A 25,459-nucleotide genomic window follows, 5' to 3' on the forward strand; every position below is an offset into this window, starting at 1 on the left:
CTATATAGTCAGATTAATCTTCTCTTTTCCAAGTAAAATTAATTTTAGTTCCTTTTCCAAGGTCAGATTCTACAGTAATTGTACCATGATTTTCGGATACTAATTTCTTTACAATAGATAAACCTACACCTGTACTTTCTATTTCATCATTTGTATCTAGTTTACTAAAAATTTCAAATATTTTTTGGTGATACTGCGGAGCAATTCCTGGACCATTATCTGAAACTGAAAACAAATACTCGTCTTGGTATTTTGCAACAGTGATATCTATTATCGCTTTTTGTTTATCGTTATATTTTATTGAATTACTAACTAAATTTTGTATAACATGCTCTAGTTCTATTCGACTACAATGAATAGTTGTATCCTCATCAGGAATATTGATTATACTATCGCTTTTGTAATTTACAATTGCTATAATCTCCTGTAATAATTCATTAAAACTAAAAATTTCTTTCTCTTTACTACCTCTAGCTACTTTAGAGTATTCAAGTAAACCATTAATTAGCGCATTCATTTTTGAAATACGACCTTTTAGTAGATCAAAATAATTTTTAGCATTATCATCTAAATCAGATTCTAAGTCTTCTTCAATAAAAGTTACCAAAGAGTGCATTGCAACAAGTGGAGCTTTTAAATCATGAGAAACAATATGATTAAAACTATCTAACTCAGCATTAAAACTCTCTAACTGTCTAAGATTTTCTTTTAGTTCTTGATTAATTTCTGTTAGTTGATTTGACTTTTCAGTAATTTCATTCTTTTGCTTTACTGCTAACTTTGTAGATGTTTCTAACTGTTTAAAAGAAGATGAAAATCTAACCATTAATAACATAGATAAGAGTAAGAATACAGAAACATACCCAAAATTTACGTACACAATAGCGTTATCGTTTTTCCCTAAGAAAATAAAAATATGGATATAAAAAACTATCGAACCTAACAATGTGCTCGCTAACATTAAAATAGAATCGTGTAGTTTACCAGTTATCATAGCTCTAATAATCACATATGTTACATAAATTAAGTTGATAATCATTAAGATTAAAAAAGGTACAATAAGCTTTGTAAAATATGGTGATGGTAAGATTATTACTAGAATAGATAAAAGTAAACAGCTATATTTTAATATATATTCATAAAATTTATGCACATAACGTTCAAAAATTACCGAAAAGAACAAACTTGCACAAGTTCCTGCTAAAAACAAAGAAGAGTATTCTATTTTAGTTAATAATACCCAACTTAACTTATCTAAAATTTGGGCAAAAGGAGCATAACGATCACTCAAAGCCATATATGCTAATCCAATACAAGCAATTCCTAAATACAGAATAGCTTTATCTTTATTCCAATAGAGTAGAAAGAAAACAATAAAAAAAGTACCTATAAAACCTAAGCAGCCAATAAATATCATATCTGCTACAATACGCTTTGATTTTACAGTATTAAAATGTTGACTGGTTCCTATTTTTAGAGTTTTGTCTAAACCAGCTTTACTATGGTAGAAATTTGCAACTTGGATTATAATTTCAAAATTGGTTTCGTGAGTATTTAAAGGAATTATTTGGTTGAATCTCCTATGTAAAACTTCTTTTTTAGTTTTACCTACTTTACCAATCTCAGAAATAAATTTACCATTTATCCATAGTTTAGATGAAGCATAAGCAGCAGGAAAATATAACGAAAGATTAGATGTGTTTTTAGTAGAAATAGATAAATTCAATCTATAAGTAGCATAACCAAAAGAAGGTAATTTTTCTCCATTTTTTCCTTTGAAGTTAGTCCAACTGTGTAATTGATCTATTTTCTGAGGTGTGTATTCAGCAAAATTATTTGGTGTAATTAGTTGTTTCCAGTAAAATTCCCAACCAGAATTTAAATTTACTTCATTAGTATTCTCAAAAGAAATATTTGTTAAATCAATTCCATTAGAATTGTCCAACTGAGCGTATCCACCAGTGCAATTAAAATAAAGTAAAGCTATTATAGCTAGATAAGCATATTTGAAATGTATCTGGCGCACTAACCAATTATTCATCGGGGAAAACTCTAATTTAGCGATAATATATGATTTCAATTTACCAAAATAGTTAATATATATGACTTAAGAAAGATAAAAACATAATATCATACTGTACTATCATTTTAGACCGTTATTGCTTTTTATAAATACGATATCTAATTTTATGTAGATAAATCGTTTCTTATGCCTAGAGCCATTTTTGAAAATATTGTAATACAAAAGTTTGAAAGTGTAAATTCTTTAGAGTTTTGTAAATACACATCTATTCGTTTTTTTGAAATCCTTTTTATCGAAAAAGGAGAAGGTAATATCATTATTAATGATCATAAAGTAAGCTATTCTGATAAACAAATTTTCATATTAATTCCTGATGATAAGTACAATTTAGAAATTGAAAAACCTACAACAGTTTCAGCAATTAAATTTTTAAATAGTTTTTTTAGTGACTATTCATCTAAAGAAGATCAAATTAAAGTAAATGAATGGTTTAAGAAAATTGAAGTTATTTTCCAAGGCGCCAATAGAACTTCACAAATACAACTAAATTCAAAGGTAGAAGAAACAAGTTTACTAGCACTTTTTACTGTGCTTTGCAATGAGTATACTAACGATAATTTAAAGAGTGAAATTGTTCTAGAATCTGTACTTCATGCAATTCTTCATATTATTTCTAGAAATGTAATTGTTGTAAAAGCAAAAAACAAAAAGTCGAAAATCCAAGATATTCTCAATTATATCCATTTTCATATCCATAATCCAGAAAAACTAAGCAAAAGGCATTTGGCAACTCAATTTAATATTTCTGAAAATTATATCAGTGAATACTTTAAAAACAAAATGAATATTGGATTAAAAAAATATATGATTACTTATAAAATAAAGTTGGCAGAGACTAGATTAAAGTACACGAACTTAACAATTACTGAGATTGCCCAAGAATTAGGTTTTACAGATAGTAGTCATTTAGATAAAACATTTTTAAATATTAAAGGAGTTACTGCCAATACATTCAAGAAGAATAATAGCTAGATAACTTCTATTTACATTACTTCCTTTTTTTTTACTAAAAGCTCACTTTTTCTTACCAAAACTAAAGACTGTCACCATCATAATTTTACATTGTAACTCATAAACAAAGCTAATTATGAACAATCCTCAAACAGTATTTGATAGTCATATGGATGCAGTTGCAACATTAAATCCAGAGCTAGTTATACAGGATTATACTTCTGATGCAATATTTATTACTCCAGATAAAACATATAAAGGAAAAGATGAAATCTTTCAATTTTATCAAGAGTTTCTTCCAAATTTTAAAGACTTCGATTTTATAACCCTAAAGCAAGAAGTTCACGATAACATTGTGTATTTCGTTTGGCACGGTAAGAATGAACATATCGCGGTTCAATTAGCCACAGATACTTATATCACTGAAAACGGAAAAATTAAGCAACACACTTTCGCAGGAATCATCAATTAACAATTAAATAATAAATCATGGAATACAAAAATTTTCAAACGTTTACAGCAGAACAAAAAGGAGGAATCCTTTATGTAACAATCAATTTCGGACCAGTTAATGTTCAAGGTCAGGAAATGTTAGCAGATTTAAGCAGCTTATGTCTTCGATTAGAAAGAGACAGAAGTGTTAAAGTAGTAGTTTTTCAATCTTCAAACGATGGATATTGGGTTTGTCACTACGATACAAACTTATTAAGAGACATGTCTGAAGAAGCTGTTCCAAGAAACGAAGTAAAATTATTAGATCTTCAAGCTGTTTTAGAAAGGCTGAGCAATGTACCTCAAGCAACAATTGCTAAAATAGAAGGTTTTGCTCGTGGTGGTGGACATGAAATGGCTTTAGCATTAGATATGCGTTTTGCAGCCAGAGGAAAAGCTAAATTCATGCAAATGGAAGTTGGTATGGGAATTTTACCTTGTGGCGGTGGAGCTTCACGTATGGCTAGACAAGCTGGTTTAGGTAAAGCTTTAGAAATTATTTTAGGTGCTAGAGATTGGGATGCAGATGAAGCTGAAAAATTTGGAACAATTAATAAAGCTTTAAATGCAGATGAAATCGGACCGTATGTTGATGCTTTAGCAGAGCGTATCTCTAAATTCCCAGCAGAATCTATTGAAGCTTGTAAAAGAGCTGTATATGCTTCTATCGATTTACCAATTGCAGATGCTTTACAAGAAGAAGCTTATCAATTATATCAAGCAACTAGTAAAACTCCTGCAATTAAACGTTTTACTGTAGCTGATGAAAACGGAGCACAATTTGATCACAACAATCAGAAAAATTGGGAAGGTATGTTAATGGATATTCAAGAAATTAACTAAGAAAAAATATCCCTAATTATTAGTTAAAGAGGCAAAAAAGAAGAAATCTTACTTGTCTCTTTTTCAATTTTATTCACGTATAAATCTTTCTATCTTTAAAAGAAAAAGCTTAATATAAAATCTACTTACTTTAATTTAAAACATTATGTATACTAAAAAGAATTATTCTATAAGAAGAATGTTAAGTTGGACTAGGCGTTACATTTATATTTTCGCCTTGTTAGCAACTATTCCTGTTATTTTATATGAAGTATTAAATTGGAAATGGTTGCATTTGCCATGGTTACCAATTGGCTTAATTGGTACTGCTTTAGCATTTATAATTGGTTTTAAAAACAATGCTTCTTATGGACGTCTTTGGGAAGCTAGAAAAATTTATGGTGGTATTGTAAATGCTTCTCGACTTTTTGCTACTATGGTTAATGATTTTATCACAAATGAGTATGCTGTAAAAGACAAAACAGATGAAGAGTTTTTTAAAATTAAAAAAGAATTGATTTTACGTCATGTCGCTTGGATGACTGCTCTAAGACACGCTTTGAGAGTAAAAAAAGCTTGGGAAACAACTTCAAGTAATAGGTCAGATAAAGAAGTTATGAAAAAGATGCATATTCAAGAGTATGCTTACTCGTTGGAAGATGAATTACAAGGATACTTATCTGAAGAAGAAAAACAAATTGTTTTGAGTATGACGAACAAACAAACTTCTGTATTAAATCTTCAATCAAAACATATAAAAGAATTAAAATTCCAAGGTTTAATTGATAATTTTCGTCATATGGAATTTAAAGATATGATTGGTGAGTTGTTTACTTTACAAGGTAAAGCTGAGCGAATTAAGAACTTTCCTTATCCAAGACAATTTGCTACATTAAATTTATTTTTTGCATGGATTTTCGTAACATTACTACCATTTGGTTTAATGACTGAGTTTGAAAAAATAGGGCAGACGTTACTAAAAACAGAAAGTACTGGATTATTATTTAGTTTTATGGCAGATAATTTCATTTGGTTGACTATTCCATTTAGTATTATTATTTCTTGGATATTTTTCACAATGGAACGTATTGGAGATGTTTCAGAAAATCCTTTTGAAGGAATTGCTAATGATGTTCCTATAACTACTATTTCTAGAGGAATTGAAATTGATATTAGAGAAATGATTGGTGATGATAAAAATGAAATTCCTAAGCCTCATCCTGAATATGTAAATACTCAGATGTAACATTTTTGATATTTTTTCTTTTGGGTGACAATTCAACTTTAAAAGACGACATTTCAAAATATTGAAGTTCTGTTTCTTATATTAAGATGAGATATTTGAGCATAATTAAAAAAACAATTCAATATGACACCATCTCAAGTTTTTTCTATTGCTGGTATGCTAGCTATGCCGATGTGGATTTTAATGATCTTTTTACCAAAATGGAAGATAACTCGATTTTTAATCGATTTTAAAATCATTCCTTTATTGTTATCAATAATCTATGCGATTTATATTTTTATTTCAATACAACAAGTAGGAATGATGGATTTTGGAAGTTTAGCTTCTGTAATGCAATTATTTACTGTAGAAAATGCAGTATTGGCTGGTTGGGTTCATTATTTAGCTTTCGATCTTATTGTTGGAATGTGGATGTTAGATCAAAACAAAGAACTTAAAATTCATCCTGTAGTAATGGCTCCATGTTTATTTGGAACATTTATGTTCGGACCAATTGGTTTTCTTTTATTCATGATCATCAAATCAATAAAAAAAGCATAGTCATGAAAAAGTATATCACACACGTATTCAGTAAAGTAAAAAAAGAAAGTCCTATACTTTATAGTATTGTTTTAGCACATTTAATCTTCGCTATTGTTGCCATTATTGGAGTTTTTGTTGATGACAGAGTTTTAACGGGAGTAAATGTTTGGATAAAACCTTTAAAGTTCCTGATTTCTGGAGCAATTTACATTCTAACTCTTGGATATTTCATGACCTTATATCCTTTTTCTAAAACAAAGAAAAATATAATTAATAATATCGTTTCGTGGACTTTACTAATTGAAACTGGAATTATTGTAACGCAAGGAATTAGAGGTGTTAAATCACATTATAATCAGTCTTCTTTGTTAGATGGTTTACTATTTGCTGCAATGGGAATTTTAGTTGCTATTAATGTTTTAATTATGATACTTTTTATTTTTGAAACGATTAGATTGAAACTTAAAGTAGAAAAATCAGTTCAATGGGCAATTTTAATGGGATGGATTATTATTGTTGCTGGAAGTTGGGTTGGTGGACAAATGATTAGTCAATTAGCACATAATGTTGGAGTAGCAGATGGAGGAGAAGGTTTACCATTAGTAAATTGGAGTACAATTGCTGGAGATTTAAGAGTAGCACATTTTTTTGGTTTGCATGGCTTACAAATAATTCCTTTATTCGCATTCTTGCTTTCTAAAAAATGGAAAACAACAGATCGTAATAAAATTATTGTTGTTACTGTTTTCGGATTGTTATATGCTTTGTGGATTGCTTTTACATTTTATCAAGCAAAACAAGGATTACCATTTATACGATTATAAATTATGAAATTGTTCGATAAAGAAAAACGTATACAGTATTTAGGTTTTAATGACTTTTGGTTCAGTACAATCGGTATTATTGTAATTAGTTTTGTTACCAGCTTTCTTTTCAATGATATGTCGATGGATAATCCATTTATCATCCTATTTATACGATGGAGTTCATCCTTGTTTTTTACAATTTTAGATTGGCTAATCATTAGAGCAATCTTAATATTTTTAAGACGACAATTTCCTGATTTCAAAGATGATACTAAACGAATTACAGCACTCTTTATAGCTATAATTGCTGTAATTTTACTTGTAGATTTTTCAGGAGGAAACTTTTTAACTTTTTTCTTTAGTCTTTTCGGAATGGTTTCAACTTATTCCATGAATTTTAAAGTTCTTTTACCAATTATAATTATAGTTGTTATGGATATGGCAATTTATGAAGCTATATATTATTACGTACGTTTAAAAAAATCGATACGTGAAGAAGAACAAACAAAACAAGTAATGATTCAAGCACAGTTAGATACTTTAACAAATCAAGCTAAACCGCATTTTTTGTTCAATAGTTTGAATACATTACGAGATATAATTGATGTTGAAGACAAAGAAGATGCAAAAGTATTTGTTGATAAACTTTCTGATGTATACCGTTTTATTTTAGAGTCAGGGAATTCTAATTTATTACAACTTCATGAAGAACTCAAGTTTGTAAAGTCTTACATTCATATTCAGAAAGAACGATTTGGAGACAACTTTCTTATAGATTGGGACATTTCAGAAGATAAATTATCTACTATGATTATTCCTATGAGTTTGCAGCTTTTAATTGAAAATGCAATAAAACACAATGTAGTTTCAAAAGCTAAACCTTTAATCGTTTCTGTAAAAACTGAAGGAAATCAGTTAATTGTGAGTAATAAAATTCAAAAAAAATCTACACAATTACCTTCAACCAAAATCGGATTAAAGAATATCACAAGACGTTACAGTTTAGTATCTGATAAAGCTATAGAGATTAATAATGATGGAGAATTTTTTACCGTAATTCTTCCTTTATTAAAAATACAAGATCAAAAATAAAGCTATGAAAATATTAATTATTGAAGACGAACCACGTGCTGCAAGACAATTGGAGAATTTATTACACAAAACATCTTTCAATTACGAATTGTTAGATGTTATTGATACTGTTGAAGATACCGTAATTTGGTTTAAAGAAAACTCAGATCCAGATTTAGTATTTATGGATATTCAATTGGCCGATGGTTTGAGTTTTGAAATTTTTCAGAAAATAGAAATTGAAGCTCCTATAATTTTCACAACAGCTTTCGATCAGTATGCTATTCAAGCATTTAAAGTAAATAGTGTAGATTATCTTTTGAAACCAGTACAACAAGAAGATTTAGAAACGGCATTAAACAAATTCCAAAAGTCTAATACAAACTCTAATAATTTATCTTCTGATGTTTTGAAAGAGTTATTAGGAAGCCTGCAAACTCCGCAGGAAAGAGCCGGAATTTTAGTCAAAGAAGGAAATAGTTTTGTACAAATTAGAATATCAGAACTTTTGTATGTGTATTCGCAAGATAGTATAACGTTTGGTGTAACTAATACAAAACGATATATTATAGATGAGACTATCGATCAACTATTTAACTCTTTAGATCAAACTAAATTTTATAAGATAAATAGAGGACAAATAGTCTCAAAATTTTCAATTCAAAAGATAGATCCTTATTTCAATCACCGTGTAAAATTGGTTTTGTCTAATCCTAGAGATCAGGAATTTATTGTAAGCAGACAAAAAACAAGTGATTTTAAATCTTGGATGAATTCTTAATTCACTTAGTTCAAAATGGTTTGAACTCCATTTTCTAAGTTATACAACGTTTTGATTTCTTTATCGGTTAAATTTCTATTGAAAATAGATAGTTCATCAAAAAGACCGATATAACCTAATCCTAAGTAAATATTCGATTTAGATAAATCCCAAGTAAAAGGAGTATCAATTTGTTCACGTGTTCCTTTAAGTTCACCATTCATGTATAGAGAAGCTTTTCCTTCTTTTGTATTCAAACCAGAAAAGTTGATCAAAATATGAGTCCATTTACCAGTTCCAAAAGGCGGATTTTTTACTCCAGTTAATCTTTTATTGAAAATAGGATTTTCGTTATCTGGTCCTTCAGGATTTGGATTCCAAACCTCTCGATCACCAATAACTCCTAATCTAAAATCACGCGGATTTTCCTTAGTGAAATCAACCCAAATAGCAGCATCATTATAACTAACATCAGTAATTTGAATAGGATCACAATAACCTGGTTTTAAATCAGTAGCAGGATCTAAACTTAACCAAAAAGAAACAGCTCCATTCCAATTTTCAGTATTATAATTAATATTCTTTTCACTCGGGTAATAAATATTACCAGAACTACGTTCTGTGAATACTAAACCGGCTCCATATTTCCCCTTTCCATCTTGTCTTGTTATATCAGGTTTATGCAACCCAACTTTCGCAGAATCTACAGCTTTTCTATTCGGTACAGTGTACATTTTCTTGTCTCCAAGTGCAAAATCAGCCTCAATGCCATTATCAAAAGAACTATAAAAAGTTAGAGCGGCTTTTAAATCTGTTTTAGTGGTATCTTTTTTTACAACTTCTTTTTCTTTTTGTTCTTGTTTACAAGAAAACAAAATTAGTGTGACACTAGTTGCAGCTATTAGCTGTTTTAAGTTTAATGTAGATAGATTCATGATATATTGGTTTGATAAATGAAAACATTTCTTCAATGTAAAGTTATGAATCTATTTTAGAATCTTATGTAACTGTGACATTTCAAGTATAAAAAACTACAATTCAATAGAAACTAATATTATACAGTTCAAAATTAGAGAATATTTGTGGTGTAATTATCTCTTTAAAAATTATTACCATGAAAAAAATATTCTATATACTTTCACTATTTATTGTAGTACAACTATCGGCTCAAAAGATTTTAACTACTGAAGATTGGAGAAATGATCTTAAATTTTTGCAACATAAAATTCATAAAGATTATGCCTCTTTATTTGTTAAAACCACGAAGACAGACTTTGATGCAAAGATTGAAAAATTACACCAAGATATTCCAAATCTACAAGAGCATGAAATTATTGTCAGGATGACTGAAATTATCGCTTCTTTTGAATACGGACATACAGGAATATATTTTGGATTAAATCCCATGAAATTTCATTCTTTTCCTTTCAACCTGTATGAATATAATGACGGAATTTTTATTGAAGGAGTTTCTAAAGTGTATGAAAAAGCATTGGGTTCTAAAGTTTTAAAAATCAACAATATTGATATATCAGAAGCTTTAGAGAAGGTCAAAACTGTTGTAAATTCAGAGAATAGTCAATATTTTAAAGCTTACGGAATTAACTATTTAACAATAGCAGAAGTTTTACATGCAAAAAGAATTACAAATACACTTCAAAAAACTATAGAACTTACTTTAGAAAAAGATGAGAAAATATTCCAAATGGAGTTTAATGTACTTCCAAAAGGAGAATCTGTACCTAAAAAATATAGTCGCATACAGCAAAATGAAGATTGGTTAACTGCAAGAGATCAAAATTCAACACCTTTATATTTAAAACAATTAGATAAAGTTTATTTTCAGGAATACTTACCAAAACATAAAGCTGTATACGTAAGGCACAGTAAAATTAGAGACGACAAATCTGTAAATACAGAAAACTTTTACAGAGGAGTTTTTGATTTTATAGAACATAATGAAGTAGAAAAATTGGTTATCGATTTACGATTAAATGGGGGAGGGAACAACTATTTAAACAAACCAATTATTAAAGAAATTATAAGATCTAACGTAATTAATAAAGTTGGAAATTTATATGTAATTATTGGTAGAAGAACATTTTCTGCATGTCAGAATTTAGTGAACGAATTGGATAATTATACAAATGTAATTTTTGTAGGTGAACCAACTGCTGAAAATGTGAATTTTTGGGGAGATGCACGTCCAGAAGTACTTCCAAACAGTAAAATACCTGTGTATTTATCGTTTGCTTGGTGGCAAGATAAGCCAGCTTGGGAAAACGCAGAATGGATTGCTCCTCAAATTCCAGTTACAATGAGTTTTAAAGAATATATTACGAATCAAGATCCTGTGTTACAAGCAGCATTAACTTTTAAAGCAGAAAACTTTATTCATAAGCCAATGGATTATATCAGAAGTTTATACGATACAAATCAATTAGAAAAATTAGCTACTGAAATTCCCAAAATGATACAAGATCCGAAATATTCATTTTTTGATTTTGAATCAGAGCTAATAAAATCTGGAAATCAAGTTTCTAATTATAACCCTCAAGCTTCAGTTCAAATTTTTTCCTTTGTAACACATTTGTTTCCAAATTCAATCATAGCGTTAAAAGGTTTAGGCGAAAATTATTTAAAAATAGGCTCTAAAAAGGAAGGAAGACAAGTTTTAGAAAAAGTAATCGCTATGGATAAAAACGGAAAAATAGCAAAACAAGCAAGAAAATTATTAAAAAACTGATAATGAAATAACTTCTTTAAATATTAAATAATCGCTGAATTAAATGTGACTTTTTAAAATTTTTATTGTCAAAACTAATGTGTTTTGATTACTATTGGGGGATAGGTATAGCAAACACTAGTGAAGAAAGTCTCATTTTATGAGACTTTTTTTATTTAAAATATTGTCCTTCAGTTTCAATGAAATTAAAAAACAGTGTTTTTCCTGTTTTGTTTAACTAAAAGTTGAAAAATCTTTAACTAAATTTGTTTGTATCGTGAGATAAGTAGCATAAACTTCATTCTAATATGCTACTAAGGTTTAACCAAATTATACTACTATTGCTTGTTTTGGGGGAAATAATCAATAGTATAACATAAGCCTTAACATAAATTAGAGCCTTCTTTTTGAAGGCTCTTTTTAATTTTATAAGAGTTAAACAAAATAAATGTTGTGATTTGATATATTGTAGTATTTTCGTGTAAATAGATCAACTTTTATGTCTAAACTTCCAAATGTAACAGCTAGTATATTTTCTGTGATGTCGCAATTAGCGAATAAATATCAAGCAATCAATTTATCACAAGGTTTTCCAAATTTTCCGGTTGATGAAAAGCTACTTAAAATTTCTGAACAATTATTATCAGCTAATATTCATCAATATACACCTATGGCAGGTCTTCCAACTTTACTTGAAAAAATAGCTTTATTAACAAAAACAAATTACAAAAGAAAGGTTGATATTAAAACAGAAATGCTAGTAACTTCTGGTGCTACACAAGGAATTTATACAGCAATAAATGCTATAGTTAATAAAGGAGATGAAGTTATTATTTTAGATCCAAGTTATGATAGTTATGAGCCTTCAGTTTTAGTAGCAGGAGGGAAGCCAGTTAGAGTTTCTTTAAATGACGACTATTCTCCAAATTTTAACCGAATTGCAAGTTCAATTACAACAAAAACTAAGTTGATTATTATTAATAATCCTCACAATCCAACTGGGAAAATTTGGGAAGAAAAGGATTTTGAAGATTTAGAATTGATTTTAGAAAAACATCCTGATATTTATGTATTGAGTGATGAAGTTTATGAATATATTTCGTTTAAGCATGCTCATATTTCTATAAATACTAGACCAAAATTGATTGAAAAATCTATCATCGCTTCATCATTTGGAAAATCATTACACGTAACAGGCTGGAAAGTTGGGTACTTAATTGCTCCAGAGCATTTGATGAAAGAAATAAAGAAAATACATCAATTTTTAGTTTTCAGTGTAAATAGTATAGCCCAACATGTAATTTCTGAATATTTAGATGTTGTAGATTTTAAAGAAGTAGCAGAAATGTATGAAAAAAAGAAAGCTTTATTTCAACAACAATTGGAGCACACTCGATTTAAAATTCTTCCCTCTGAAGGAACATATTTTCAACTTGTAAATTACAGTGAAATTAGTTCTAAAAATGATATAGATTTTGCAAAAGAATTGATCATAGAACACGGAATAGCCAGTATACCTGTTTCGGTTTTTTATAAAGATGCTACTGATAAAAAAATATTAAGGTTTTGTTTTGCAAAAACAGATGAAACATTGATTAAAGCAGGTAAAAAATTACATACTATCTAAGATTATTGAAAATAATAAGTTGTATTTTTATAGGATGAGAAATACAGTAACAATACAGAATTTAAAATGTGGAGGTTGTTCTAATACAATAACAAAAAAAATATCCTTATTAAATAATATATCAGATGTTGAAGTTAATGTAGAAAATTCAACAGTAAGCTTTAATTATACTAATGAAGAAGATATCCATTTAGTAACCAAAACTTTATGTGACCTTGGCTATCCAGAAGAAAATGACAAAAATTCCATTTCCAGAAAAGTTAAGTCATTTATAAGTTGTGCCAATGGAAGAATTAATTAAAAAATAATCTTTATTTAGACTATTTTTTTACTATTTTGCATCCAAGTCGCATTTCCCCCGAGATGACTTTTTAATAGTGAAACAGTTATTATCACATAATAAACATAGTGTTTTACCTAAATAATTATCCTATTAATTTGTATAGGTTTGATAATATTAAAATAAAACAAACGTTAATTTATGTAGGTTTAATCAGCTTAGACACTAACTATGATGTTTCGGGGGAAATATCTCTACAGCTAGATAAAACCTTACGGGGGCCTTCTTTTTAAGAAGGCTCTATATATTTAAAGATAATCCATTTCATAAATTTTTACAGTGTTTTTCCTGATAGTTAACTCTTTAATTTGTATTAAATTTACATAACTTTCTTTCCCCCGGATCTTAAAGTAAGATCAGAAAGTCTCTCGAACACACTGAGGGACTTTTTTTATTTCAAGTCTTTACAGTTACACATATAACAATTTTAATGAGTTTGTTAATATTTTGATAAGTTTTAAAGAATCTATGTAATCTTATGTAATTTAGGGGATATCAATCACTAAATCTAAACTCAATGAAAAACAATATTTATTGTTTATTGTTCTTAACACTTCTAACTTACAATATAACTGCCCAAGATCGTATTACAGGAGAAGCTTTTGCAACACGTTCTGAAGTATTAGGACAGAATGGGATGGTCGCAACTAGTCATCCTTTAGCTACTCAAATCGGCTTAGACATATTAAAGAAAGGCGGTAACGCAATTGATGCTGCTATTGCAGCTAATGCTGCACTTGGACTAATGGAACCAACTGGTTGTGGAATTGGAGGAGACCTTTTCGCTATTGTTTGGGATGGAAAAACTAAGAAAGTTTATGGTTTAAATGCTAGCGGACGTTCACCTAAAGAACTTACACTTGAATATTTCGAAAACCAAGGCATGAAAAAAATACCATCTCATGGAGCTTTACCAGTAAGTGTTCCTGGTGCTGTAGATGGTTGGTTTGAATTGCACAAAAAATTTGGTTCTAAACCAATGACAGAAATTTTAGCTCCTGCAATTGATTATGCGGAAAAAGGATTTCCATTAACAGAATTAATTGCTTGGTACCTAAATAGAAGTATTCCTTTTTATCAGTCAAAAAACTTTCCGAATTTAAAAGAAACGTATATAAACCAAAATGGTGGGAAATTACCAAATGAGGGAGAAATTTATAAAAATCCGTTTTTAGCAAATACGTATAGAAAAATAGCAAAAGGAGGAAGAGATGCTTTTTACAAAGGTGATATTGCAAAAACTATAGGAAAATTTATAAAAGAACAAGGTGGTTTTCTGTCTGAAAAAGATTTAGCAGCTCATAAATCAGAATGGGTTCAACCTGTTTCTGTAAACTACAGAGGTTATGATGTTTGGGAATTACCTCCGAACGGACAAGGAATTGCGGCTTTACAAATGCTTCAAATTTTAAAAGGTTATGATTTTTCAAATATTGAATTTGGAAGTGCAGAGCATTTGCATTTATTTACTGAGGCAAAAAAAATAGCTTTTGAAGATCGTGCAAAATATTATGCTGACATGGACTTTTTTAAAGTTCCTGTTGAAGAATTATTATCAGACGCTTATGCGGATAAGAGAAGAAAAGAAATAGGAAAACGAGCAGGGAAATATTCTGCCGGTAAAATTTCTGCTGGAGAAACAATTTATATGACTGTTGCTGATAAAAACGGAACAATGATTTCATTAATCCAGAGTAATTATCGTGGTATGGGTTCAGGAATGGTTCCTCCAAAATTAGGATTTATGTTACAAGATAGAGGAGAGCTATTTAGTTTAAAAAGAGGACAAGCGAATACTTATGAACCAGGTAAACGTCCTTTTCATACAATTATTCCTGCTTTTATTACGAAAGATAATAAACCTTTTGTAAGCTTTGGAGTTATGGGTGGAGATTTTCAACCTATGGGACATACACAAATTGTGATGAATTTAATTGATTTCGGAATGAATCTTCAAGAAGCTGGTGATGCTCCAAGATTTGATCACACCGGTGGTGCTAGTCCAATGGGAGCAATCACTACTAATACTGGAACGATTAGAACAGAATCAGGAATTCCTTACACCACAATTCGAGGATTAATGGATCGTGGTCACAGAATAGGTACTGCTAGAGGTATTTACGGAGGTTATCAAGCAATTTTATGGGATAATATAAACAAAGTCTATCACGGAGCTTCAGAAAGTCGCAAAGACGGACAAGCAGCTGGATATTAAACATAACATTAGTTTCTATACTCACTTCAAAAAAATTAAATTAGTAGTCGTTCAATTTCAAATTACAGAAGTCAGCAATCAAACAAAGTTTAATAAATGAGTATAACTTACTGATTTAAAATAGTTATCAACGTAATTTACGTTATCAGTTCGAGCGGAGTAGAGATTAATTTTTATTATAAAAATTCTCAACCCCGCTCGATTAGATATTTTTAGGTAACTTCAATTAATAAAATTGAAAAACTAATTACTGATTTGTGTTAAATTTATTGACCTAGTATTAAAACCAAACAATGAGTAATAAATCCCGATCATCTTTATTTAGTAGAATACCTCACGCGATAACAATGTTATTTGGTATTATCGTTTTTATTACATTGTTAACTTATGTGCTTCCAGCAGGAATGTATGAACGAGTTATAGTTGATGGAAGAAGTACAGTCGTACCTAATTCTTATAAAACGATTACATCTACACCAATTGGAATTTTAGATATGTTTAAAGCAATTCCTCTAGGGTTTAAAGCTGCTGTAGAAATTATTTTCATTGTGCTTGCAGGTGGAATTATGTTTGGTTTTATGGATAAAACTAAAGCTGTAGAAAATGTTGTAGGAACTTTAGTGAAAAAATTAGGTTTAAAAAATAAATATTTAATTATTGTAATTATGACATTTATCTATGGCTTACTTGGTATTGCCATAGGTTACGAGAATAATATTGCAATGGTGCCTATTGCAGCTGTGCTAAGCTTAGCTTTAGGTGGCGATTTAATTCTAGCTGCAGGTATTTCAGTTGGTGCAATGACTGTAGGTTTCGGTTTATCGCCAATCAACGCTTATACTGTAGGAACTGGACATAAAATTGCTGAATTACCAATGTTTTCTGGAGCTTTATTACGAAGTATGCTTTGTTTTACAGCATTATCAATAATGGCGTATTATAATGTTCGATATTTTAAAAAGATTACTTCAGATCCAAATAAAAGCCTTGGAAAAGATCTTGATACAAATGAACTATCTTTATCCAAACCAATAAATCAATACAAGTTAACGACTAATAATTGGTTAGTCATTTCTGTCTTTTTTATCGGTTTATCCATTATTTTATATGGAGTTTTTAACTTGAATTGGTATATCAACGAACTCTCGGCTGTATTTCTAATGATTGCACTTTTAAGCGGTTTAGTCTCAAAAATGAATGCAACAAAAATGAGTGAAACGGTTTTAAAATCAGTAAGTATTGCTGCACCAGGTGCTTTTATGGTAGGTTTTGCAACTTCTATAAAAGTATTAATGGAAATGGGAAATATTGGTGACACCATATCTTATCAACTTTCTACAATTCTAGAAGGTTTACCATTACACTTATCAGCTGTTTGTATGGCAATTTCACAATCAGTTATTAACTTTTTTATTCCTTCAGGAAGCGGACAAGCATTAGCGACTTTACAGGTTATGCTTCCTCTTGGAGAATCATTAGGTTTAACACGACAAGTAACAATTTTGGCATTTCAAATAGGAGACGGATTATCAAATTTAATTAATCCGACTTTAGGCGGACTCATAGCAATGTTGAGTATGTGTAGAGTTCCTATAGATCGATGGATTCGTTTTATATTTCCAGTATTAATCAGTTTAATAGCAATCGCCTTTTTAACATTAATTATAGCAGTAGCAATAAATTATAGCTAATATGACCATAGAAAAAATTCTAGCAAAACTAGTATCATTTCCAGTACTTGGAGGTGAAAGTAATTTAAATATTATTCATTGGATTAAAGAATATATCGAGTCTTTTGGAGTAGATACACATTTGGTACCTAATGAAGAAGGAAATAAAGCTTCTTTACATTGTAGAATTGGTCCTGCTGTTGATGGTGGCGTAATTCTATCTGGTCATACTGATGTTGTTCCTGTAGCTGGTCAAAAATGGGAAACAGATCCTTTTACATTAATAGATAAAGGAGATGGTAAACTTTACGGTAGAGGATCTTGTGATATGAAAGGTTTTGTAGCTTGTTGTTTAGCTGTATTACCTGAAATGATTAAAGCTGACTTAAAAAAACCAATCTATTTTGCTTTTTCTTATGATGAAGAAATTGGTTGTTTAGCGGGAACTGAATTGGCGAATACAATAAAAAACTTTTATAAAGAAACTCCAAAATACGCAATCATTGGCGAACCTTCTTTAATGGAACCTATTGTTGGTCAAAAAGGAATTTATATTCTAGAGACATACGTTAGTGGTTCAGAAGGTCACAGCAGTCGAATAAAACAAGAAGTTAGCGCGATTCACGAATCGATGCGTTTAATTCTTTGGTTAGAGAATAAAATGAATCAATTAATTGCTGATAAACAATTTGATGATCGTTTTCATCCTCCACATTCTACAATTCATATTGGTCAAGTAAGTGGTGGAATTGCACCGAATATTATTGCAGATAAAGCACATTTTTATTGGGATTTACGTACTGTTCCTATGGATGATGTATATGAAATTGTTGCTGAATTTGAAGCATATTGTAGAGAAAGAGAATCAGAATTGAAAAAAGTATTTCCAGATTTTTCTATAAAAACTATTGAAAATCATCCGTCTGTTCCACATTTAGACACAAAAGATGATGCAGATGTTGTTAATTTAATTAAAAATATATGTGGTAAATCTAAATTAAATACTGTGGCTTATGCTTCGGAAGCTGGTCAGTTTGCAAACGAAGGTTTTCAATCTGTAATCTGTGGACCAGGATCTATAGCACAAGCACATAGAGCTAATGAATTTATAGCAAAAGAACAATTAGAAAAAGGAATTGAAATGATAGAAAAACTAGTTCAGGAATTATCTTCTGAAACTTTCAAATAAAAATAGACTAAGAAAAAGAGATTGTTTGCAGCGAAATAGAAAATACATAGTTAAAGAAAATTAAACCAGCCTAATCATATAAATCTAAAACAATGAATTCAATTTCAAAATTATTAATTGCATTCGGGCTTATGCTTTTAATAATTCCATTACAAGCCCAAAAAATAAGTAGTAAAACCTTTAGTGGTTTGCCGCTTAGAAATATCGGACCTGCCTTTACTTCTGGAAGAATTGCAGATATTGCCATTCATCCTAAGAATGAAAACGTTTGGTATGTAGCTGTTGGTTCTGGTGGTGTTTGGAAAACTACAAACTCAGGAACTACTTGGAAACCAATTTTTGATCAGCAAAAATCATATTCAATTGGTGCTATAACTATCGATCCAAATAATCCACATACAATTTGGGTTGGAACTGGAGAAAATGTTGGTGGTCGCCATGTGGCTTTCGGAGATGGTATTTATGTAAGTCATGATGATGGAGCGAGCTGGAAAAATATGGGATTAAAAAACTCAGAACATCTATCAAAAATAGTAGTTCATCCAGAAGATTCTAATATTATTTGGGCTGTTTCTCAAGGTCCGTTATGGACTTCAGGTGGTGAGCGTGGAGTTTATAAATCAATAGATGGAGGAAAAACATGGAAAAGAACTTTAGGAGATAACAAATGGGTTGGAGCTACCGATTTAGTTATGGATCCTAGAAATGCTGATGTTTTATATGCAGCTACTTGGCAACGCCAGCGTATTGTTGCAGGATATTTAGGTGGAGGACCAGGTTCTGGAATTCACAAAAGTACTGACGGAGGTGAAACTTGGACAAAATTAAAAAAAGGAATTCCTGGTTCTAACTTAGGGAAAATTGGTTTAGCTATTTCTCCTTTTAATCCAGATATTATTTATGCTGCAATTGAGTTAGATAGAAGAAAAGGAGGACTTTTTATGTCTACAAACAGAGGTGAATCTTGGAAAAAACAATCTAACGCAGTTTCTGGTGGTACTGGTCCACATTATTATCAAGAATTGTATGCGTCTCCTCATCATGAAGGAAAATTGTTTTTAATGAATAATTATGTGCAAATTTCAGATGATCATGGTAAGACTTTTTATACTATGAATGAGCGTAATAAGCACGTAGATAGTCATGCTATGGCCTTTAAAGCTTCAGACCCTAATTATGTTTTATTTGGAACTGACGGAGGTTTATATGAAAGTTTTGATTTAACTAAAAGCTGGAAATTCATTAGAAATTTACCAATTACTCAATACTTTAAATTAGCTGTTGATGATTCTAAGCCATTTTATAAAATTTATGGTGGAACTCAAGATAATGGATCACATGGTGGACCGTCACAAACCATTTATTCAGATGGAATTACAAATGGTGATTGGTGGAAAACTTTAGGAGCTGACGGACATCAATCTGCTATTGAGCCAGGTAACCCGAATATCACTTATGGTGAATTTCAACAAGGAGCACTTTGGAGAATTGATCAAACAACAAAGGAAACTGTTTTTATTCAACCACAAGCTTTAGAAGGTGACCCTTTCGAACGTTTTAATTGGGATGCACCAATTTTAGTAAGTCCACATAATCCAAAACGTTTATACTTTGCTTCTCAACGTGTTTGGCGTTCAGAAAATAGAGGAGATGATTGGACTCCAATTTCTAAAGATTTAACTTTAAATCAAGAACGTATTACATTACCATATTACGGAAAACAACAAAGTTGGGATAACGCTTGGGATGTTTATGCAATGTCTAACTATAATACGATTACATCTTTAGCTGAGTCTCCTAAACAAGAAGGTTTATTATATGCTGGAACAGATGACGGAATCATCCAAACTACTGAAAATGGTGGAAATACTTGGAGAAAATTCTCATTAAACACTGTAAAAGGATTAGGTTTTGTTCCTTTTGTTAATGATGTTCGCGCAGATTTATTTGATGCAAATGTAGTATATGCAGCTGTTGACAATCATAAATATGGAGATTATAAACCTTATATTCTTAAGAGTACAAATAAAGGAAAAAGTTGGTCGATCATCAGTGGAGATTTACCAGAACGATTATTAGTTTGGAGGTTAGTACAAGATCATGTAAATAAAGATTTAATTTTTGCAGCTACCGAATATGGTATTTACTTTACGTACAACGGCGGAACTAATTGGATACAATTAAAAGGAGGAGTTCCAACAATTTCTTTTAGAGATATTACAATTCAACGTAGAGAAAATGATTTAGTTGGAGCATCTTTCGGTAGAGGATTTTTCGTGTTAGATGATATTACACCATTACGTAACTTCAACAAATCTATGCTATCAAAAGAAGCAACATTATTTCCTATAAAAGATGCATATTGGTATGTACAAGCAAGTAGAGTTGGAAGCCAAGGTGATGCTGAATATAAAGCGCCAAACCCAGCTTACGGAGCTCGTTTTACATACTACATGTCAGATAAAGTAAAGTCTTTAAAAGATGAACGTAAAGCCAGAGAGAAAAATAATACTGATTTCCCTGGATGGGGAGCTATTGAAAAAGAAACAAATCAAGAAAAACCAAGTATAGAATTGTTAATTAAAGATACTTCAGGTAAGTTGGTAAATACAGTTAAAGGAACAAATAAAAAAGGATTTAACCGAGTGAACTGGAGATTGAATTATCCAAGTAAAAACGGAGAACGACTAAACGTACGAGGTGGTAATCGATTTTTAGGTGGAGGACCTTTAGTAACTCCTGGCACATATACAGTGACACTTGTTAAACGTGTTGATGGTGTAACTACTGTACTTGAAGCGCCAAAAGAATTTAAAGTAGTTCCTATGTATGATGGAGCTTTACCTAGAAAATCATATGATGAAATGAATACGTTTAGAGAGGAAGTATTTGCTTTCAGACAAGATTTAACAGCTACTAACATTGAAATGAGGAAGTTATTACAAAAAGTCGCAGCAATGAAACGTGCTGCACATAAAACAACAGCTCCAAATGATGCTTTATTAAAAGATATAAATAAGGTTAGATTAGACTTACTGGCGATTCAAAAAGAATTAGGAGGCGATCCTGTAAAAGATTTAATCGGAGAAAAATCAAACCCAAATGCGGGTGAAGGAACTAGTATTTCGTGGAGGGCTTTTACCAGTACATACGGACCAACTGGAACTCATAAAGGTTTTTTAAGAAGAGTTAAGAGTCAACTACAAAAAGTAAAAACTAAATTAAGCACTGCGCTAAATACAACAATGCCAGGAATTGAGCAACGTCTTAAACAAGCTGGAGCTCCTTGGATAGAAGGTCAAGGGTTAATTGGAAATTAGTCTTAACCATACATAAAACTAAAAAGTGACTGTAATAATACAGTCACTTTTTTTTGTTTAAAAGAAGACTTCTAACTACAAAAACAAATAATTTGTTTGAAATTTTAATAATTAATTTACTTACGATTTATCTTTTGTAATTTGGACAAATATCAATCAAGAAATTTATAATAAATGAAAAAATCACTAGTCATAGCACTTGGGGTATTACTTAGTTTTAGCCAAGTTTGTGATGCACAAAAGAGAAAAAAAAGGAAATCCTCTTCGAAAGCACCTTTAGCATCCATCAGTATTTCTGGCCTTAAGTGGAGAAACGTAGGTCCAGCATTAACTTCTGGTAGAATTTCAGACTTTGCTTTCAATCCTAAAAATCCATATGAATATTATGTAGCCACCGCAGCAGGTGGAGTTTGGAAAACTGTAAATTCAGGTGTTACTTACGAACCAATTTTCGATTCACAAGGCTCATATTCTATTGGTTGTATTACTATGGATCCAAACAATTCAAATGTAATTTGGGTTGGAACAGGAGAAAATAATAATCAGCGTTCAGTTTCTTATGGAGATGGAATATATAAATCTTTAGACGGAGGAAAATCTTGGCAACACATGGGGTTAAAAAACTCTGAACATATTGGAAAGATTATAGTTCACCCTGAAAATTCTGATATTGTTTATGTAGCCGCTATCGGACCTTTATGGAGTAAAGGTGGAGATAGAGGTTTATATAAAACTGAAGATGGTGGAAAAACTTGGAAATCTGTAATTAAAGTTGATGAACATACTGGTGTTAATGATGTAGTTATGGACCCAAAAGATCCAAATGTTTTATATGCATCAACTTTACAAAGAAGACGTCATGTGTATACTTATGTTGGAGGCGGACCAGGTTCTGCAATGCACAAAAGTACTGACGGAGGTGAAACTTGGACAAAGATCAACAAAGGTTTACCAAATGTTGAATTAGGTCGTATTGGTTTAGCTATCTCCCCTGCAAATCCAGAAAAAATATATGCAATTGTAGAAGCTGCGAATAGAAAAGGTGGTTTTTATGTATCAACAAATAGAGGAGCAAGCTGGAAAAAACAAAGTTCTCATGTAACGAGTGGAAATTACTATCAAGAAATTATTGCTGATCCTGTAGATGAAAATACTGTGTATTCAATGGATACTTGGATGTCTGTAACTCATAACGGAGGAAAATCTTTTAAGTTAGTAGGAGAAAACACAAAACACGTAGATAATCATTGTATGTGGATTAATCCAAACAACAACAAACATTGGGTTGTAGGTTGTGACGGTGGTATTTACGAAACTTTCGATGCTGCAAAAACTTGGGACTTCAAAGAGAATTTACCTGTTACACAGTTTTATAAAGTTGCATTAGATAACGATTATCCTTTTTATAATATTTATGGAGGAACTCAAGATAATTTTAGTTTAGGAGGACCTTCAAGAGTATTAACAAACCATGGAATTCGTAATTCAGAATGGTTTATCACAAATGGAGGAGACGGTTTCGAATCTCAAATCGATCCTAATAATCCGAATATTGTGTATGCGCAATCTCAATATGGAGGTTTAGTTCGTTTCGATAAAAAGAGTGGAGAAAAAGTAGGAATTAAACCAAAAGCTAGAAAAGGTGAAAATGCATATCGTTTTAATTGGGATGCTCCTTTAGTTGTAAGTAAGCATGCGCCTGGAAGATTATATTTTGCAGCAAATAAAGTATTTAGATCTAATGATTACGGAAATACTTGGGAAGTGATAAGTGATGATTTATCACAGCAAATAGATCGTAATACATTAAAAGTTTACGATAGAGTAGTGAGTATTGATGCGGTAATGAAAAACGGTTCTACTTCACTTTATGGAAGTGTTGTTGCTTTTTCAGAATCTCCAATAAATAAGAATCTTTTAGCTGCTGGTACAGATGATGGTTTAATTCATATTTCTGAAAATGGTGGACAATCTTGGCGTAAGATTTCAAACGTTCCAGGAGCCCCAAATCAATCGTATGTGAATAGTGTATATTTATCGAGACACAATGAAAATGTAATTTATGTAGCTTTCAATCATCATAAATATGGAGATTTTAAGCCGTATATTTTTAAATCAACAAATAAAGGAGCAAGCTGGACTTCTATTGCTTCTAATCTACCTGAAAGAGGTAGTGTTTATGCAATCGAAGAAGATCATGTAGATAAAAACCTGTTGTTTGTAGGAACTGAATTCGGAGCTTTCTTTACACCAAATCAGGGACAAAATTGGAAGCAATTAAAAAGCGGATTACCTACAATTGCTGTAAGAGATATAGCAATTCAAGAACGTGAAAATGATTTAGTTTTAGGAACATTCGGACGTGGTTTTTATGTTTTAGATGATTATTCTGTGTTAAGAACTATTGAAAATGCAAAACCTACTGAAAAAGCTAAAATTTATCCAATTCGTACAGCTTTGATGTGGGAAAAAAGTAGTCCTTTAGGATTACCAGGCAAAGCTTTTCAAGGAGATAATCATTATACTGCTAAAAACTTAGGACCTGAAGCGCTGATCACATATTATTACGATTCAAGTTATAAATCTTTAAAAAGTGAAAGACAAAAAAAGGAGAAAAAATTAATCAAATCTGGTTCAGATACTCCTTATCCAAGTTATGATGATTTAAAAGCTGAATCTGATCAAGCTAAAGAAGAATTAGTTTTCATTATTAAAGATAATAGCGGAAGTGTAGTTAAAAAAGAATTTAAATCAGTTCGTAAAGGAGTTCAACGTTTCCACTGGAATTTAAGATATACACCTCAAGATCCTGTAAATTTAAGTAGACCTGGTTTTTATAATCCATTTAGCGGGAGTAGAGAAGGAACATTAGTTTCTCCAGGAAATTATACTGTAGAAATGGCTTTATTAAAAGATGGAGTTTTAGAAATATTAACTACTCCAGTATCTTTTGTTGTAAAAGCGTTGAATAATGTTGAAATGCCAGCTAAGGATCGTTTAGAAAAAGTAGCTTTCCAAAAGCAATTGGCAAAATTACAGGCAGATATGGGAATTACTCGTAATCTATTATCTGATTCAAGAAATAAAATACGTTACATAAAAGTAGCTATTAAACAAGCTGAACAACCATTAGGAAGTTTATTAGCTGAAGTAAAAGCGATAGAAGAACAATTAGAGAAAGTGCAATTAGAATTATATGGAGATCCTATCAAACGTAGATTAGATATCGATCAACCATTATCGCCTGCTAGTCGTTTAGGCTCTATCGGATACGAACAAAAGTATTCTACAGCAACGCCAACAAATACACATAGAGAAAGTTATGCTATTGCTAAAGAGCAAATCACTGCAGTAAAAAGGATAGCTGAAAAAGTATATAATGAAGATTTAAAAGCTTTAGAAAAGAAGTTAATCAATTTAGGAGCACCATATACTCCTGGAAGAGGATACAAAGATTAAAGCTTTTAAATACAAATTGATATAAAGTAAAAGCTACCCTAAAAGCAATAGTTAACGTCAAACTGAACTTGTTTCAGTTTCTCATCAAATTGGAAATCTGTATGATGAGATTCCAAAATAAATTCGAAATGACGTTATCATTTATTGTTTAGGATAGCTTT

At 30.7% G+C, this 25,459-nt stretch carries 18 protein-coding genes; 16 read left to right on the forward strand and 2 right to left on the reverse strand.

The window, feature by feature from the left end:
• Positions 1-13 precede the first annotated feature (13 nt).
• The gene (locus AQ1685_RS10015) at positions 14-2,041 is read right to left on the reverse strand and encodes a sensor histidine kinase (protein ID WP_095071763.1); all 2,028 of its coding nucleotides are present in this window, start codon (positions 2,039-2,041) and stop codon (positions 14-16) included.
• A 168-nt stretch (positions 2,042-2,209) separates the two neighbouring features.
• Between AQ1685_RS10015 and AQ1685_RS10020 the strand changes: the two genes are divergently transcribed.
• The 8 genes from AQ1685_RS10020 to AQ1685_RS10055 all read left to right on the forward strand — a co-directional run bounded on the left by AQ1685_RS10020 (position 2,210) and on the right by AQ1685_RS10055 (position 8,774).
• Positions 2,210-3,055 (forward strand): AraC family transcriptional regulator, encoded by an 846-nt coding sequence (locus AQ1685_RS10020; protein WP_095071765.1) that lies wholly within the window; start codon positions 2,210-2,212, stop codon positions 3,053-3,055.
• 115 nt (positions 3,056-3,170) lie between these two features.
• Complete coding sequence (locus tag AQ1685_RS10025; protein WP_095071767.1) at positions 3,171-3,506, forward strand: nuclear transport factor 2 family protein; 336 nt, start codon at positions 3,171-3,173, stop codon at positions 3,504-3,506.
• A 17-nt stretch (positions 3,507-3,523) separates the two neighbouring features.
• Positions 3,524-4,369: an enoyl-CoA hydratase/isomerase family protein gene (locus AQ1685_RS10030; RefSeq protein WP_095071769.1), complete on the forward strand. Its 846-nt coding sequence runs from the start codon at positions 3,524-3,526 to the stop codon at positions 4,367-4,369.
• Between the two features lie 145 nt (positions 4,370-4,514).
• Positions 4,515-5,594, forward strand: coding sequence for a bestrophin family protein (locus tag AQ1685_RS10035; RefSeq protein WP_095071771.1), 1,080 nt, complete (start codon positions 4,515-4,517; stop codon positions 5,592-5,594).
• Between the two features lie 123 nt (positions 5,595-5,717).
• A complete protein-coding gene (locus AQ1685_RS10040; protein WP_095071773.1) occupies positions 5,718-6,134 on the forward strand; it encodes an ABA4-like family protein in 417 nt (138 codons plus the stop codon).
• Positions 6,135-6,136: 2 nt separating this feature from the next.
• Positions 6,137-6,940: a hypothetical protein gene (locus AQ1685_RS10045; RefSeq protein WP_095071775.1), complete on the forward strand. Its 804-nt coding sequence runs from the start codon at positions 6,137-6,139 to the stop codon at positions 6,938-6,940.
• A gap of 3 nt (positions 6,941-6,943) precedes the next feature.
• The gene (locus AQ1685_RS10050; RefSeq protein ID WP_095071777.1) at positions 6,944-8,014 is read left to right on the forward strand and encodes a sensor histidine kinase; all 1,071 of its coding nucleotides are present in this window, start codon (positions 6,944-6,946) and stop codon (positions 8,012-8,014) included.
• A gap of 4 nt (positions 8,015-8,018) precedes the next feature.
• On the forward strand, positions 8,019-8,774 hold the full coding sequence (locus tag AQ1685_RS10055) for a LytR/AlgR family response regulator transcription factor (RefSeq protein ID WP_095071779.1): 756 nt from the start codon (positions 8,019-8,021) through the stop codon (positions 8,772-8,774).
• Between the two features lie 5 nt (positions 8,775-8,779).
• Here AQ1685_RS10055 and AQ1685_RS10060 read toward each other — a convergent pair whose 3' ends face one another.
• On the reverse strand, positions 8,780-9,688 hold the full coding sequence (locus tag AQ1685_RS10060; RefSeq protein WP_095071781.1) for a LamG-like jellyroll fold domain-containing protein: 909 nt from the start codon (positions 9,686-9,688) through the stop codon (positions 8,780-8,782).
• Positions 9,689-9,867: 179 nt separating this feature from the next.
• On the opposite strand from AQ1685_RS10060, the gene AQ1685_RS10065 reads away from it, so the two are divergent.
• The 8 genes from AQ1685_RS10065 (at position 9,868) to AQ1685_RS10100 (ending at position 25,298) form a co-directional block, all read left to right on the forward strand.
• Positions 9,868-11,499, forward strand: coding sequence for a S41 family peptidase (locus tag AQ1685_RS10065; RefSeq protein ID WP_231970357.1), 1,632 nt, complete (start codon positions 9,868-9,870; stop codon positions 11,497-11,499).
• A 478-nt stretch (positions 11,500-11,977) separates the two neighbouring features.
• Positions 11,978-13,105, forward strand: a complete 1,128-nt coding sequence (locus tag AQ1685_RS10070; protein WP_095071783.1) for a methionine aminotransferase — start codon at positions 11,978-11,980, stop codon at positions 13,103-13,105.
• A 34-nt stretch (positions 13,106-13,139) separates the two neighbouring features.
• Positions 13,140-13,406, forward strand: coding sequence for a heavy-metal-associated domain-containing protein (locus tag AQ1685_RS10075; protein ID WP_095071785.1), 267 nt, complete (start codon positions 13,140-13,142; stop codon positions 13,404-13,406).
• Positions 13,407-13,962: 556 nt separating this feature from the next.
• Positions 13,963-15,660, forward strand: a complete 1,698-nt coding sequence (ggt, locus tag AQ1685_RS10080) for a gamma-glutamyltransferase (protein WP_095071787.1) — start codon at positions 13,963-13,965, stop codon at positions 15,658-15,660.
• A gap of 293 nt (positions 15,661-15,953) precedes the next feature.
• Positions 15,954-17,351 (forward strand): YfcC family protein, encoded by a 1,398-nt coding sequence (locus tag AQ1685_RS10085; RefSeq protein WP_095071788.1) that lies wholly within the window; start codon positions 15,954-15,956, stop codon positions 17,349-17,351.
• A gap of 1 nt (position 17,352) precedes the next feature.
• Positions 17,353-18,519: an acetylornithine deacetylase gene (gene argE, locus AQ1685_RS10090; RefSeq protein WP_095071792.1), complete on the forward strand. Its 1,167-nt coding sequence runs from the start codon at positions 17,353-17,355 to the stop codon at positions 18,517-18,519.
• Positions 18,520-18,611: 92 nt separating this feature from the next.
• Complete coding sequence (locus AQ1685_RS10095; protein WP_095071794.1) at positions 18,612-21,839, forward strand: WD40/YVTN/BNR-like repeat-containing protein; 3,228 nt, start codon at positions 18,612-18,614, stop codon at positions 21,837-21,839.
• Positions 21,840-22,013: 174 nt separating this feature from the next.
• Positions 22,014-25,298 (forward strand): WD40/YVTN/BNR-like repeat-containing protein, encoded by a 3,285-nt coding sequence (locus AQ1685_RS10100; protein WP_095071796.1) that lies wholly within the window; start codon positions 22,014-22,016, stop codon positions 25,296-25,298.
• Positions 25,299-25,459 lie beyond the last annotated feature (161 nt).

The organism is Tenacibaculum jejuense (assembly GCF_900198195.1).
Taxonomy (GTDB): Bacteria; Bacteroidota; Bacteroidia; order Flavobacteriales; family Flavobacteriaceae; genus Polaribacter; species Polaribacter jejuensis.

What these genes read in the sequence shown, in the direction of transcription:
- AQ1685_RS10065 (WP_231970357.1), top strand. Translation starts at nt 9,868, where the DNA reads ATGAAAAAAATATTCTATATACTTTCACTATTTATTGTAGTACAACTA.
- AQ1685_RS10015 (WP_095071763.1), bottom strand. Translation starts at nt 2,041, where the DNA reads ATGAATAATTGGTTAGTGCGCCAGATACATTTCAAATATGCTTATCTA.
- AQ1685_RS10095 (WP_095071794.1), top strand. Translation starts at nt 18,612, where the DNA reads ATGAATTCAATTTCAAAATTATTAATTGCATTCGGGCTTATGCTTTTA.
- AQ1685_RS10055 (WP_095071779.1), top strand. Translation starts at nt 8,019, where the DNA reads ATGAAAATATTAATTATTGAAGACGAACCACGTGCTGCAAGACAATTG.
- AQ1685_RS10040 (WP_095071773.1), top strand. Translation starts at nt 5,718, where the DNA reads ATGACACCATCTCAAGTTTTTTCTATTGCTGGTATGCTAGCTATGCCG.
- AQ1685_RS10100 (WP_095071796.1), top strand. Translation starts at nt 22,014, where the DNA reads ATGAAAAAATCACTAGTCATAGCACTTGGGGTATTACTTAGTTTTAGC.
- AQ1685_RS10030 (WP_095071769.1), top strand. Translation starts at nt 3,524, where the DNA reads ATGGAATACAAAAATTTTCAAACGTTTACAGCAGAACAAAAAGGAGGA.
- AQ1685_RS10045 (WP_095071775.1), top strand. Translation starts at nt 6,137, where the DNA reads ATGAAAAAGTATATCACACACGTATTCAGTAAAGTAAAAAAAGAAAGT.
- ggt (WP_095071787.1), top strand. Translation starts at nt 13,963, where the DNA reads ATGAAAAACAATATTTATTGTTTATTGTTCTTAACACTTCTAACTTAC.
- AQ1685_RS10070 (WP_095071783.1), top strand. Translation starts at nt 11,978, where the DNA reads ATGTCTAAACTTCCAAATGTAACAGCTAGTATATTTTCTGTGATGTCG.
- AQ1685_RS10025 (WP_095071767.1), top strand. Translation starts at nt 3,171, where the DNA reads ATGAACAATCCTCAAACAGTATTTGATAGTCATATGGATGCAGTTGCA.
- AQ1685_RS10060 (WP_095071781.1), bottom strand. Translation starts at nt 9,688, where the DNA reads ATGAATCTATCTACATTAAACTTAAAACAGCTAATAGCTGCAACTAGT.
- AQ1685_RS10020 (WP_095071765.1), top strand. Translation starts at nt 2,210, where the DNA reads ATGCCTAGAGCCATTTTTGAAAATATTGTAATACAAAAGTTTGAAAGT.
- AQ1685_RS10075 (WP_095071785.1), top strand. Translation starts at nt 13,140, where the DNA reads ATGAGAAATACAGTAACAATACAGAATTTAAAATGTGGAGGTTGTTCT.
- AQ1685_RS10035 (WP_095071771.1), top strand. Translation starts at nt 4,515, where the DNA reads ATGTATACTAAAAAGAATTATTCTATAAGAAGAATGTTAAGTTGGACT.
- AQ1685_RS10085 (WP_095071788.1), top strand. Translation starts at nt 15,954, where the DNA reads ATGAGTAATAAATCCCGATCATCTTTATTTAGTAGAATACCTCACGCG.
- AQ1685_RS10050 (WP_095071777.1), top strand. Translation starts at nt 6,944, where the DNA reads ATGAAATTGTTCGATAAAGAAAAACGTATACAGTATTTAGGTTTTAAT.
- argE (WP_095071792.1), top strand. Translation starts at nt 17,353, where the DNA reads ATGACCATAGAAAAAATTCTAGCAAAACTAGTATCATTTCCAGTACTT.